A 14,761-nucleotide genomic window follows, 5' to 3' on the forward strand; every position below is an offset into this window, starting at 1 on the left:
ATGAAGACTAAAATAATGTACATCCTAGCCATAATTCTCATGATGGCCAGTTGTAATTCTGAACCAAAAAAAGTGGAACTCGACCGAATTCCCAAATATAAACTTAAATTCGATCAATTGGCCACTACTTGGGATGAAGCCATTCCTTTAGGAAATGGTACAGTAGGGGCCTTGGTATGGCAAAAAGACGGAAAACTGCGATTATCCCTGGACAGAGCTGACCTTTGGGACCTGCGCCCCATGGAAAATTTGAATTTTAAGGATTTCGGATTTGACTGGGTAAAGGATCAATGGGAGAAGAATACTTACAACAAGGTTCAGGAACGCTATGATGTTCCATATGACAATTTACCGGCACCTTCCAAAATTCCTGGAGGAGCCTTGGAATTTAATGTCAGTGGCTTTGGAGAAGTGGAATCGGTAATACTGAATTTGGATTCGGCAATTTGCGAGGTAAAATGGAAAAATGGAGCCCTGCTAAAAACCTTTGTGCATGCTTCAGAACCCATAGGCTGGTATTCCTTTGAAAATGTATCGGGAGATCTAGACCCTTCCATAATTCCACCCGCATATGTTTCAGTAAAGCAGGCCGGCGCAGATAATCCAGTAACAGGACAGGACCTTAGAAGACTGAATTATGATGGTGGAAAGGTTACCCAAAAGGACCATTTTATCACCTATGACCAAAAGGGTTGGTCCGACTTTAAATTTCAAGTGCACACCCAGTGGAAACCTACCCCTTCAGGTATACAAGGTAGTTGGAGCATCAGCTCCCAATCCTCGGAAAAGGAAACTAAAGAAACTGCTGAACAGGTGGTAACAAAATCGCTTCAACAGGGAATTGAATCCTCCATGAAAAGTCATAATGATTGGTGGAATTCCTTCTGGAACCAGTCTACCATTAAGATCCCAGATTCTGTTTTGCAAAACCAATGGTATATGGAAATGTACAAATTGGGGTCGGCAGCCAGACAAGGGGCGCCACCAATATCGCTTCAAAGTGTTTGGACCGCGGATAATGGCAAATTGCCGCCTTGGAAAGGCGATTTTCACCATGATCTAAACACACAACTAAGTTATTGGCCAACCTATTCCGGCAATCATTTGGATTTGGAACAAGGGTTTATCGATTGGCTCACCCAATACAAACCTACATTTAAAAAGTATACCAAAGATTTCTATGGTACTAACGGACTTAACGTTCCGGGCGTTACCACTCTAACAGGAGACCCAATGGGCGGTTGGATCCAATATTCCTTTGGACCTACTGTCGGGGCTTGGCTGGGGCAACATTTTTATCTACATTGGCGCTATTCCATGGATCGCGATTTTCTAAAGAATGAGGCATATCCTTGGATCAAAGAGGTTGCCATTCATTTTGACGAATTGTCCGTTTTGGGTGAAGATGGAAAAAGAAAACTACCCCTTAGTTCCAGTCCCGAAATCCATAATAATTCACGTGAAGCCTGGTTTGGCGAGATGACCAATTTTGACCTGGCATTAATTAAATGGACATATTCACATGCGTCTGAACTAGCCTTGGAGCTTGGGCTGAAAGAAGAAGCACAAAAATGGAATGCAAGCCTTAAAGAGTGGCCGGATTATGCTGTGGATGAAACGGGACTTATGTTTTCCCCTAGCTTGCCTTTTAATGAATCGCACCGCCACTTCTCCCATTTAATGGCAATACATCCCTTAGGGTTAATCGATTTTGCAAACGGTGCAAAGGACATTGGGATTATAGAAAAGACCATTGCCAATTTGGACGCAACCGGCTCTAGCCAATGGGTAGGATATTCCTTTAGCTGGTTGGCCAACTTAAAGGCAAGGGCCCATGATGGGGAAGGTGCAGCAAAAGCCTTAAAAGACTTTGCCAGTTCCTTTGTACTGCCCAATAGTTTTCACGTCAATGGAGATCAGTCGGGGTCGGGAAAATCCAATTTCACCTATAGACCGTTCACCCTGGAAGGCAACTTTGCCTATGCCGCAGGACTACAGGAAATGCTGATACAAAGTCACACCGGAACGGTACTACTATTTCCAGCCATTCCCTCTGAGTGGAAAAATGTAAGCTTTAGTAAACTAAGGACAGAAGGTGCCTTTCTGGTATCCGCACAAAAAGAAGCCGGGGTTGTGAAATGGGTAAAAATCATCTCCGAAAAAGGAGGGGAAATTAAGCTTAAGAACCCCTTTCAGAAAGAAGAAATTACCATCGAAGATAAAACAATCCATACCTGGGATGGCGATACACTGATCCTACAAACCGATCCAGGTCAAGAAATATGGCTTAAACCTTAGCGAAAAAGAACCTCGCCCTGGGTATGCAAAATAATTTGATGCTTCAAATTATAACTGAAAGGGATATCAAAAACGGCCAGAAATATGAAAAGAGAATCGCGACTTAAAATACTTTTTTTTACAGTCCTTATTTTGATGGCCAAACTTACTTTGGCACAGGAAATTAGAGAAATCTATGTTTCACCATCTGGCTATGATTCCAACCCTGGGACTTTTGAAAAACCGATAAAAACACTTCATAAGGCCACTGCAATATTGGGAAACATGGATTCCTCCAAACTGCCCAAAATAGTGGTTTGGCTTAATGATGGAATCTACCGTATAAGTAATCCCATTGTTATAGATTCAACCGTAAAGAATAGTGGTATTCCCTTTGAATTTAAGGCGGTTAAAGGCTCAAAGCCTACAATTTCCGGGGCATTGGAACTTAGGGAATGGACTAATTTAGGGGATGGGATTTGGGTTTCGAAAATACCCAAAAATCTTGTTGGTTTTCGTGAGCTGTTCGTTAAAGGCAAACGCGCTGTGCGTGCCAGGCATCCAAACAATGAATACCTGAGGGTAAATGAAGTTGGGGCTGATAGACGAACCAATTTTACTTATCGTACGGGCGACTTTCCACATCCAAAAAACCCTAAAGAAGTAGAACTGGTTGTATTACACGATTGGTCCATTACCCGAATTCCCATTAAAAACATTGACAAGAACATAAATTCAATCAGTGCCGCGGATTGGATCGGTGCCAAAGGCTTGGACTTTTTTAATCTTGACAATTGGGAGCCACACCCACGGTATTATTTGGAAAATGATATCGAATTTTTGGATATGGAATACGAATGGTATTTGGACAGCCACGCATCTAAAGTTTACCTTAAATTACCATTAAATATTGACCCGGTACAACTATACATAGAGGTGCCAATCGCGGAATCCCTTTTGATAGTATTGGGCAGTGAACAGCGCCACATTTCCAATGTTAGTTTTGAAGGAATTAACTTCCAACATTGTAAATGGGATATCCCTAACCAGACCTATGCGGGAATTCAGGCCTGTCATTTTGATACGCAAAAGGGCGATAAAGAATGGGCGGTGGTTCCAGCCGCTATCCGGACCAGCTGGGGGACCAATATTCGATTTGAAAACTGTGAATTCTCCTCCTTGGGTGGAAGCGGCATTTGGCTGGGAACCGGCAGTAGTAATTGCACCATTAAAAATTGCAAGCTTCAGGATATTTCTGGAAATGGGATTATGATAGGCGAAGGGCAAGATAGACTCGTTTCAGGTGAACCTTGGTGGAAAGTGGCCCCTCAACAAGCTGTCCTTGGGAATACGGTGGAGGACTGCGATATTTCCAATTGCGGAGTGCAATTCTATGGTGCCGTTGGTATATGGTGCGGACTAACTGCTAAAACAGTGTTGAAGAAGAATGAGATATACAATTTACCCTACACGGGCATTTCGATAGGTTGGATGTGGAGTCCGGAACCTACCCCCTGTAGGGACAACACCATAGAAAACAATCATATTCACCATGTAATGCAAAGCCTCAGTGACGGTGGGGGAATTTATATGTTGGGATTACAACCGGGAAGCAAATTGATTGGCAACCATATACACGATATCTCGGTCAACGCTGGGAGAGCGGAAAGTAATGGGATGTTTTTGGATGAAGGAACCAAAGATGTATTGGTAGAAAACAACCTAATCTATAATATTGCCAAATCCCCCTTACGGTTTCATAGAGCTTCGACCAATATGGTAAAGGACAACTATTTATTTTCACATTCAACAATACCGGGAATTGCCTACAATAGCACCATGGAGGAAGATATTGAAAAGGTGGGAAACCAAGTAATTAATAGTGAAAAAGAGGATTTTGATAAAATCCTCAATAAAACGATTTCGAAATTTCGGAAGTCCCTAATAAACCTCTCAACAATTCCAAAATAAGGTTAAATAAAAGTATCCAAGGATTAGATTTTATTAGAAAAGTACCATCTTTGAAAACCAATAAATTAATTAAAACGCAAAAATCTCCCTTAAGGCATGTATCTAAAAAGACAAGTACTTTCCATTGTAATTGTAAGTACGCTAAGTATCTTTAATACCAACGCACAAATCCAGGAATTAAAAAACTGGCTGTCCACGCCTACAATGAATAGAGTACCCTTGGAAAACATAAGTTTTTCCCAGATACCCCTAACAAAAAGTGAGGCAGCATCTGCCACAGCCCTTCTATTGGCCGACAAGAAAACAGAAATGTTGGACAACTTTGATCAACAATGGGATAACAGATTATTATCCAGCAATGGATTAACAATGCCTTTTTATTATCAAATTTTTGGCAGTGAACCAATTGACGGAAGAAGCCTATTTATATCATTGCACGGAGGTGGCGGAGCTCCACCGGCAGTAAACGACCGACAATATGAAAACCAAAAGCATCTATATGACTCCACTATTAAGAATATGGAAGGAGTGTACATGGCCCTCCGTGCCCCCACCAATACATGGGATCTATGGCATCAGGAGCATATCGATGACTTTCTGAACATTATTATTCAAATGGCTGTTATTAAGGAAAATGTAAATCCCAATAAGATCTATATCCTAGGGTATTCCGCTGGCGGGGATGGTCTTTTTCAATTGGCACCTAGAATGGCCGATAGATGGGCGGCAGCTTCAATGATGGCAGGTCATCCAGGGGACGCATCCGCATTAAGCTTAAGGAACATTCCTTTTTCAATCCACATGGGCGCATTGGACAAGGCCTATAAAAGAAACGAACTCGCCAAACAATGGGGAATAAAATTGGACAGCTTAAAAAGTAACGATCCCGAAGCTTATATACACGATGTACAAGTACATGAGGGATTAGGGCATTGGATGAAACTTAATGATTCCGTGGCCCTGCACTGGATGAAAAAATATACCCGTAACCCCATTCCCGAAAAAGTAGTCTGGGTTCAGGACAATAGGCATCATAATAGATTTTATTGGCTTGGCACACCAGACGATTATATTGTAGAAAAAGGTAAAATTACTGCTGAATACAATAAGTCGACCAACGAAATTGAGATAATGGATAACTATAGTGACCGTATTCAACTTTTCGTAAATGATAACATGCTTGATCTGGACCAACCCATAATCGTAAAATATAAAGGCAATATTATTCATAATGAATTGATAGCCCGAACCATACATAATATATACACCACACTGTCTGAAAAGGGAGACATATACCTTTCATTCCCAAGTGTAATATCAATTAATGAAAATACAATCGGCAAATAGTAAAAATGAAACCAATTCAATTGGTTTATTAAAATTTGTCCAACATAAAACTGTACCAATACATTTAAATCAATACACTATGCCACAATTTAAACTCCTTCTGATTTCCCTGTTGTTCGTTTTTAGTTCCAATGCCCAACGTACAGAAAACCCGTATAACCCTGAGCCAAAAATGGATCAATTAAGGGCTAGAAAAGGTAAGAAGCCTACACAAATGCACTTCTTGGTATTTGGGGATTCCAAGGGATCGGAACATTTTCCGGGTGTTTTAAAAAGGGCAGATATGTTGCAGCCCGATTTCTGTATTACCACTGCCGACCTAGTGAACCGAGGTGCTGGTGATCAAGGCAAGATAGACTACAAAACCTTGGACGAGGATGGGGGCTGGTTTATGCGAAAATATCCTATGTGGCCTACCGTAGGCAACCATGAAGAATCTGGCGGGGAAGATGGCATAGAAAATTTCAGCAATTTCTTCGGGATGAAAAAGGCGATGTATAGTTTCACCTATGGCAACGCCAAATTTATTGCCTTGCCATGGCCAAAAGTAAAAGACGACCCAAAAAAATTGAAATGGCTTAAAAGGGAGTTAAGGAAGGCAAAAGGAAAACACATTTTTGTATACAAGCACCGTCCACATTATACCATGGGCAACAAATCCTATGAAGATGTGGAAGGCGCCGAAACAGAGACCACCAAACTATTTGACAAATACAATGTCACCGCTGTTTTTAGTGGACATGACCATATTTATTACCGAACTAAAAGAAATGGCACCAATTACATTATTTCTGCCGGTGCTGGCGCCAGTATCTACTCACTGAAAAGGGAAAAGGATGCTATTGAAGGAGATGTTTATTACGGTAAAAAAGTGGATGAGGAACAAGGTGAAGGAATTGCCCCTTTTAAATTCCACGCTGCGGATGGTACGGAAACCGATATCCCTGAATCTATGTTTTACGTATTGTCCGTTAAGATTGACGGAGAACAGGTAGCAATTCAAATGATAGATGCAAAAACAGGTAAGGTCTGGGACGAGGCCGATATTAATTGATAATTTACCAAAAGGGGACCTTACTTTAGGACAGAAACACTATGGCTATTGCAGACTTTCCATAATCCCTGAAGTATAGGATGTAATTGGTAACTAAATTTTAAGCACACGAAATAGAAATAAGAGAAGGTTATGAAAGCAATAAAAAATGGTGTCACTGCCAATCCCGATCGAAGAAAATTTTTAGGCACAGCATTACTGGGAAGCAGCGCCTTGGCCTTAGCCCCTCATTTTGCTTATGCTAACATACCCGTCGTAAATAAAAAGGTTAGAATAGGTATTGTTGGAGGAAGGTTTGGTGCCAGTTTTTATTTCCATGAACACCCCAATTGCATTGTAGAAGCAGTAAGTGATCTTCGTTCCGATCGCCGTAACCATCTTATGGAGGTATATTCATGCAAAAAAAGTTATGAATCCTTGGAAAAATTGCTGCAGGACCCTAAAGTTGAAGCCGTATTTATTGCCACTCCAGCTCCGGATCACGCTAAGCATGTTTTGGCCAGCCTAAACGCGGGGAAGCATGTTTTGTGCGCTGTGCCCGCCGCTTGGACCTTGGAGGAATGTTATGAATTAAAGGAGGCGGTGAACCGAACTGGACTTACGTACATGATGGCCGAAACCAGCGTTTATAGACAGGCTACCATATCGGTTAAAAAGTTTTATAAGGAGGGAGCTTTCGGGCAGGTGTTCAGTGCCGCTGCCGAATATAATCATCCAGGACTGGAGGAGCTATATTTTGAGGATGGCAAAGCCACTTGGAGACACGGGGTACCACCTATGTTATACCCTACCCATTGCACCTCGTTCTTAATTTCCGTAACAGGGGAGCGGCTAACCCAAGTTAGCGCTATGGGCTGGGGAGATGATAGTCCATTATTGAAAAACAATCCATACAATAACCCCTTCTGGAACGAAACTGCCTTTTTCAAGACCAACAGAGGAACACCCTTTCGTGTAGAAGTCAACTGGAAAGGTGCATTGCGCGAGGTCGAAAGAGGAGAATGGCGGGGCGATAAAATGAGTTTTTATATGTCCGAGCATGGAGGAGGGGATTCAACTTTGGTAAGGGCATCCAGTGAAATTGGCAAGGATGACGCAGGTTTTAAAAACAATAAAAGTAGGGTAGAAAAATATGATCAGCCTTTGTGGTGGAAGACGGATATGCTACCTGCGGAACTTAGGCATGGGAGTGGACATGACGGTTCCCATTCTTTTATAACCCACGAATTTATTGATGCAATTGTAAACAACCGTGATCCAGAAATCAATATTTACGAATCACTGGCGTATACTGCGCCAGGAATTGTTGCGCACAAATCCGCACTACAGGGAGGTGAGTCTATGAATATCCCCAGTTTTGACTAGTATACAAAACCTTGATCACAACCCCGGTTATATGATTATTTTTATCCTGCTTTAAGGATAGGAATGAAAAACTGGCAGTTCTGGAATCTAAACCTGGACTTTTAGGTTTGATCCTGTGCTACATGAAAAATGGCATCGCCCTGATTTACGATCGGAGATTGGTTGATGCATATGATATATCCATCGGTCAACGCATTTACTCTCCGTTCAAAGTTGCCAAACGGATCGGATATATTCCCTAAAAGATCTCCCTTTGACACTTTACTGCCTAAAGAAATGGAGGGGTGAAACATGCCAGAATATTTTGCCCTGATCCATTGGGATGACCCAATGGTCACAGGGTGTGGAGACCTAGCCTCCATGAGCTTTAACTCTCCGGTAAAATTCCTCATTCCCAAATGATCCATTACCCTAAGCGCACCTGCAATCCCCATCTTTGTAATCTGGTTGTTTATATCCAAGGATTTTCCCCCTTCAAAAAGCAATACTTTTTTACCCATTTTGGCCAAAGCTTCCCGAAACGACTTCTCCCTAGTTTTAGCCAATACAACAAATGGTGCGCCAAATACCTTTGCCAATTCCATGCATTGTTCATCGTCTTTATTTATCCTGGTCTGTGGTACATTAAATCGGCTTTCAGCTCCTGTATGATAATCGATACAATAATCTACCTTTGGCGCAATTTCTTTCATAAGGTGATAGGCGAACCTACTGGCCAAGGAACCTCGGGGACTCCCTGGAAACACTCTATTTAGATCGCGCCCATCGGGGAACTGCCTTGACTGGTTCAGAAAACCGAATATATTTACCACAGGGATACATATGACCGTTCCACAATCCGGCCTGTTATATTTTTTGGAAATCAATTTGCGAATGATCTCTACCCCATTAACTTCATTCCCATGGATGCCGCCCGTTATCAATAAAATAGGTCCTGGTTTTTTCCCCCGTTGTACAATGATAGGAACTTCAATTTTTGTCCCGGTATGCAATTTTGCAATATCCAGATTAAGCAGCATCCCCTTTCCAGGCAAAATGGTTTGGCCCAATAATACATTTTTCCTATTCGGCATGTCTTTCCACATATTTAATCATAAGACCCGCAATATCCTTTCCGGTAGCAGCTTCTATTCCCTCTAGACCGGGAGATGAATTTACTTCCAAAATCAATGGCCCTCTGGCGGATTGAAGCATATCTACCCCGGCAACTCCTAGTCCCATAACCCTGGCCGCTTTTATAGCCGCATTTTCCTCTTCATCTGTCAATTCTATAATATTGGCCGAACCACCGCGATGTAGGTTGGACCTGAACTCTCCCTCTTTGCCTTGTCTCTTCATGGCTCCGACCACCACACCATCTATCACAAATGCCCTGATATCCGCACCTTTGGCCTCTTTTATAAATTCCTGTACAATTACCCTTGCCTTTAAGCCGTTAAAAGCCTCCAATATGGATTCTGCGGAATTTCTGTTGTCCGCCAGCACCACTCCCAATCCCTGGGTACCTTCCAGTAATTTTATGACCACCGGCGCGCCCCCGGCATTATCTATAATGGTTCCCACATCCCTGGAATAATTACTGAATACTGTCTTAGGAAGACCCAAACCGGCACGCGATAAAATTTGCAGGCTTCGCAATTTGTCCCGTGAACGGACCAAGGCCTGTGACTCTACGGCGGTAAAGATTTTCATCATCTCAAATTGCCTTACCACAGCGGTACCATAGAAAGTTATGGATGCCCCTATCCTAGGTATTACCCCTGAAACACCGGTGATTTCCTTCCCTTGGTAAATAAGTCCAGGTTTTTTCTTTTCAATGACCAAGTCGCACTTGCCATGATCTACAACCAACATTTCATGGCCTTTCTTTTCTCCTGCTTCCACTAAGCGACTGGTAGAATAAAGATTTGGGTTCTGGGAGAGAATTACGATTTTCATATTATTTTAATTGATTAATGAAATATAGTTTAGGGGATAAAACAAGCTTATATCTGATTGCCATACCAAAAAATTAATATACACCATTTATTTTGGATTGGACTATAGCGGACAATTATTAATTATGTATCTAATACCATGGTATTACTAAATTTGTAGTTGTTTAACTATTTTTATAGTTGCATAACTAAAAAAATAGTTTTATGTTTGGCTTGCGTTAAGGATTGGAGCGAAAAGCCCGCAGTTCTGGAAGCCAGAACGAGGACTTGTAACAAAAAGCCTGACGGCTTTTGCCGTAACGCCCAACAAGTATATAATTCAACAGCAATGAAGAAACTGACCAATAAAGAGGAAGAAGTAATGAAAATTTTATGGGGATTGGATAGGGCTTTTGTTAAGGATGTCCTTGCCAAGTTCACCGAGGACAAACCCCATTACAACACCCTTTCCACCATTATTCGAAATTTGGAAGAAAAGGGATATGTAGCACACGAGGCCTATGGAAACACACACCAATATTATCCTGTGGTAGCCAAGGAGGATTATAGAAAACAATTTATAAGTGGAGCCATTGAGGATTATTTTAATAATTCCTATAAAAATCTGGTCTCGCATTTTGCTACAGAGGACAAGATCAGTGTGGAAGAATTGAAAGAAATTATAAAACATATAGAAAAACGCAACTAATGGAAGAATTCCTTATTTACTTGGTAAAAAGCAGTGGTATTCTAGCCCTTTTCTGGTGCTGCTTTAAACTTTTTCTAGAAAAAGAGACCCTTTTTACCTTACACAGAGTGTTCCTGATTTCAGGGATTTTATTGGCCCTACTTTTTCCATTATGGACACTTACCGAAATTGTTCTGATAGAACCCCTTCACTTTACTTTGGCCGAATCCACGACTATGGAATCCACTCCTATAAGTGCTCCTACATTTGATTGGTGGAACCTAGTTGCCATCCTTTACGCCTGTGGAGTTCTCGTTTTCCTTGGACGACTTGGAATGCAACTACTATCCTTAAGGCAATTGATAAAAAAGGGAACAATCGTTAATGGCAAAGGCTTTAGATTTATAGAGTCCAAAGCTGATACTTCTCCCTTTTCCTTTTTTAATCTCATAGTTTACAATCCGGCCATTCACCAGCCCGATGAACTGGAAAAAATAATTGCCCATGAAAAAATACACGCGCTGCAATGGCATTCTTTGGATATATTGTTGATCCATATATTTTCTGCGTTTCAATGGGCAAATCCCTTCGTTTGGCTTTACAAAAAATCGCTTTCACAGAATTTGGAATACATAGCAGACCAGGGTGTTACGAAAAACATGGAAGGCTCTAAGGAATATCAATACCTATTGCTGAAAAACGCCTCAACAGACCAACAATACTTATCGATCATTAATCCATTTTTTACTTCATCAATCAAAAAACGAATCGTCATGTTAAACAAAAACAGATCAAACAAACACCAGGCTTGGAAATTTAGCCTTGTAGTGCCCTTCCTTGCCTTCTTTTTAGTGGCCTTTAATACCAAAACGATAACACGGGTAAATACGGCAACAAACGCACAGGAATCCCCTTTAGAAAATGGTAGCACAGATACCACCAAAATTGAATTTACCATCTACAAGACTAGTACAGAGGAAGACCTTGACAACATCTCCAGCACACTTAAAAATGACTATAACGTGGAATTATCATTCATAAACATATCGCGCAATTCCCATGGTCTCATTACAGACATACACTCCTTTTTTAGGTCTGAAGCTGGATCAGGCTCAAGTACTACCTCCCATGAAGATGGCATAAAACCATTTAGTTTTAGTATGGAAATCGATAAAGAGGGGAAGTTTATGTCTGTAGGTTACACCATGCGAACAAAAGAACTAAGCGATACTGAAAAAATAGTAAATGATCAGAAGAAGACCAACGAGGCAACAACTACGACCAAAGTTATTGGCCCTATTAACCCGATTTATGTTGTAGATGGAGTTGAAGTAGCCGTTGCCTCCAAAGCTACTGGAATAGATCCGTCCAATATTCATAGTGTTAATGTCCTAAAGGGAGCTGCCGCCACCAATACATATGGAGAAAAAGCAAAAGATGGGGTAATAGAGATTACGACTAAAAGTTATCATAACGCGATGGTGGCCGACAAATCCCTAGTCAATACCCAAAACAATGCATACACCTACATTAAATCCGACAAGGAACCCTTATTTGTTATAGACGGAGTTGAAAAAGATGCAGATTTTAATTTTGGCACCATCCCCCCAAGTTCCATAGAAAGCATGAACGTTTTTAAAGGGGAATTAGCCCTAAATAAATATGGTAAAAAAGGAGAAAAAAATGGAGTAATAGAGATCATTACCAAAAAAAGTGAGTGGAAGGTCCAATCGAGTAGCAACATCAATGTCCAAGAACACAACGCCAATGGAAACAATAATACAACAGCTTCCTTGGAAAGTATCGCTATACCTCAGAGTAAAGTGGCCAATACTACAAATAGTAAATGGAAAGTTGGTTATCGAATTAACATGGATGACCCCAATGACATTTATGATTTAACACCATTCAGACAGAATGGAATGGACAAAGCCATAATTTTTGTAAATGGGGTAAGCAAAGGAAAGAACTATGTGCCCACCATGAAATATTCGCAAATTGAGAGCACCGCTACTTTTCTACCAAGTGCAGAAACCACAAAGAAATTTGGAAAACAAGGCAAACATGGGGTAATAGAGATAACTACAAAGAAAGAGTAGAGAAGTTAAAGCTCACAAAGAACCTCATAAGTCACTTCGAAATGAGTTGCCCTTTTGCAACTCAAGATAGCTATAGGGAGAGAAGTCGCACATATTTGACTTTTCTGTAGAATTTGAATAAGCCTTAGATTTGAAGGTAGCCAGTTGTGTGATTTTGATAAGGGATTATTTATCTTAAGGGTATTCATGAAACTGCATATTAGCTACTTGTGTGATTTCTCCCTCTGGTCGAAATGACTGCAGGGGTCACTTCGAAATGAGTTGCCCTTTTGCAACTCAAGATAGCTACCTTAGGGAGAGAAGTCGTACATATTTTACTTTTCTGTAGGATTTGAATAAGCCTTAGATTTGAAGGTAGCCAGTTGTGTGATTTTGATAAGGGATTATTTATCTTAAGGGTATTCATGAAACTGCATATTAGCTACTTGTGTGATTTCTCCCTCTGGTCGCAATGACTGCAGGGGTCACTTCGAAATGAGTTGCCCTTTTGCAACAATTATAAAGTCGCAAATACTTTGGTTGCTATAGTCCGCTTAAACTAGTTAGGCCTAATCTTTGCTTTTGAGCTAGATGTGTGATTTCTCCTCCCTACAGGTCGTTCGAAATGACTGTTGGAGTCACTTCGACAGAGTCCCTTTTTTGGGACGACGAGAAGTCGCACATATTGGGGGCACAGTGCTTGTGAGATTTAGCTCTAGACATTTCTATTTTACGGGTATTCGTGAACCTTCGGTTTCTCTCTATCGTTCGAAATGACTGAGGAGGCCAATTGGACATCAATATTTTTAAAAACCCCATTATCGTTTTAGAGTCAGAACAATTAAAAAAAACCTACTAACTTCATTACCAATTATTTAAAATAACAACTATAATCAAAATGCATCAAAATTAAACTTTCAATAATCTTCAGGCATTAACATTCTAAGCCCTGCAGCGGCAAAATTGCCATTTTAAGGACTCTTTTTGGAACTATAGATGCCCTTGAAAACAAAAAACCACTTGTTTAACGATATTTTTTATCTTTAGCCAAATCAACCTATTTCCAAAATATAATGAAATTATTTATTTTCCTTTTTAGCTGTTTAATTACTATGACCACTTACGCCCAAAGCTCCGTACTCCCGATTTGGCCCAACGATATTCCCAACTCCATAAAAACCGATGAAAAGGAGGAAGTCGTAAGTGCGGACATTATTAGAATAGCCAAGGTCCAGGTACCACAAATAGAAGTATATCTACCAGCTAAAAAAACGGCGACCGGACAGGCGGTATTAATTTTTCCTGGTGGTGGCTATGGAATTCTAGCCTATGATTGGGAAGGAACCGACTTTGCCAAATTACTGAACTCCAAAGGAATTGCAGGCATTGTAGTAAAATATCGTTTGCCCAGTTTAAAATCACAAACAGAAATACACAAAGTACCGCTGCAGGATGCACAACGCGCCTTAAGGACGGTTCGGTCCAAAGCGGCTGAATGGAATATTGATCCCAACAACATTGGAATAATAGGTTTCTCCGCAGGGGGACATTTGGCTTCTACTTTGGGCACCCACTATAATGAAGACGTGTATCCCAAAAAAGATGCCATTGATAACCTAAGTGCGCGACCCGACTTTATGACTCTTGCCTATCCCGTAATTACGATGGGGGAACCTAACACCCATGGTGGTTCCAGAAAAAACTTATTGGGAGAAAATCCTGCCCAAAAAATGGTAGATCATTTTTCCAACGAATTGCAGGTTACCGCCGATACGCCACCTACTTTTTTGGTGCACGCCACTGACGACCCGGGAGTACCCGTTGAAAACAGTCTTATGTTCTATGCGGCATTAAGGAAAAATAAGGTTCCGACAGAAATGCATATCTACCCGATTGGCGGTCATGGTTTTGCGTTGGGACTGCAGGACCCGCATTTGGCTACTTGGACGAATCAATGGATCGGCTGGCTCAAAAGTTTAAATAATTAATTCCAAAAGTTTTTGGAATTAATCGTTCCTAATAAAGCAACGACAATACTTACAGAAAGAAATAGTCCAATGGTCTG

10 protein-coding genes are annotated in these 14,761 nt (G+C 41.0%); 8 read left to right on the forward strand and 2 right to left on the reverse strand.

The window, feature by feature from the left end; genetic code table 11:
- From CWD91_RS00040 to CWD91_RS00060, 5 genes are all read left to right on the forward strand, one after another.
- Positions 1-2,298 (forward strand): glycosyl hydrolase family 95 catalytic domain-containing protein, encoded by a 2,298-nt coding sequence (locus CWD91_RS00040; RefSeq protein ID WP_103438919.1) that lies wholly within the window; start codon positions 1-3, stop codon positions 2,296-2,298.
- A gap of 84 nt (positions 2,299-2,382) precedes the next feature.
- A complete protein-coding gene (locus CWD91_RS00045) occupies positions 2,383-4,248 on the forward strand; it encodes a right-handed parallel beta-helix repeat-containing protein (protein ID WP_103438920.1) in 1,866 nt (621 codons plus the stop codon).
- 96 nt (positions 4,249-4,344) lie between these two features.
- Positions 4,345-5,595 carry an alpha/beta hydrolase gene (locus tag CWD91_RS00050; RefSeq protein ID WP_103438921.1) on the forward strand — a complete coding sequence of 417 codons (1,251 nt, stop codon included), beginning with the start codon at positions 4,345-4,347 and terminating at the stop codon, positions 5,593-5,595.
- A gap of 79 nt (positions 5,596-5,674) precedes the next feature.
- Complete coding sequence (locus tag CWD91_RS00055; protein ID WP_157943680.1) at positions 5,675-6,649, forward strand: metallophosphoesterase family protein; 975 nt, start codon at positions 5,675-5,677, stop codon at positions 6,647-6,649.
- 132 nt (positions 6,650-6,781) lie between these two features.
- Positions 6,782-8,014, forward strand: a complete 1,233-nt coding sequence (locus tag CWD91_RS00060) for a Gfo/Idh/MocA family protein (RefSeq protein WP_103438923.1) — start codon at positions 6,782-6,784, stop codon at positions 8,012-8,014.
- 101 nt (positions 8,015-8,115) lie between these two features.
- On the opposite strand, the gene CWD91_RS00065 is transcribed toward CWD91_RS00060, so the two are convergent.
- Together CWD91_RS00065 and rimK are read right to left on the reverse strand one after the other, a co-directional pair.
- Positions 8,116-9,087, reverse strand: a complete 972-nt coding sequence (locus tag CWD91_RS00065) for a succinylglutamate desuccinylase/aspartoacylase family protein (RefSeq protein WP_103438924.1) — start codon at positions 9,085-9,087, stop codon at positions 8,116-8,118.
- A complete protein-coding gene (gene rimK / locus CWD91_RS00070) occupies positions 9,077-9,952 on the reverse strand; it encodes a 30S ribosomal protein S6--L-glutamate ligase (protein ID WP_103438925.1) in 876 nt (291 codons plus the stop codon). Before rimK ends, CWD91_RS00065 begins: the two co-directional genes overlap by 11 nt.
- 327 nt (positions 9,953-10,279) lie before the next feature.
- Here rimK and CWD91_RS00075 point away from each other — a divergent pair, with 327 nt between their 5' ends.
- The 3 genes from CWD91_RS00075 to CWD91_RS00085 all read left to right on the forward strand — a co-directional run bounded on the left by CWD91_RS00075 (position 10,280) and on the right by CWD91_RS00085 (position 14,684).
- A complete protein-coding gene (locus CWD91_RS00075) occupies positions 10,280-10,639 on the forward strand; it encodes a BlaI/MecI/CopY family transcriptional regulator (RefSeq protein WP_103438926.1) in 360 nt (119 codons plus the stop codon).
- A complete protein-coding gene (locus CWD91_RS00080) occupies positions 10,639-12,717 on the forward strand; it encodes a M56 family metallopeptidase (protein WP_103438927.1) in 2,079 nt (692 codons plus the stop codon). The genes CWD91_RS00075 and CWD91_RS00080 overlap by 1 nt, the downstream gene beginning before the upstream one ends.
- Positions 12,718-13,769: 1,052 nt before the next feature.
- Positions 13,770-14,684 (forward strand): alpha/beta hydrolase, encoded by a 915-nt coding sequence (locus CWD91_RS00085; protein ID WP_103438928.1) that lies wholly within the window; start codon positions 13,770-13,772, stop codon positions 14,682-14,684.
- Positions 14,685-14,761: the final 77 nt, after the last annotated feature.

Origin of the sequence: Arenibacter hampyeongensis (assembly GCF_002909255.1) — a bacterium.
GTDB lineage: Bacteria > Bacteroidota > Bacteroidia > Flavobacteriales > Flavobacteriaceae > Arenibacter > Arenibacter hampyeongensis.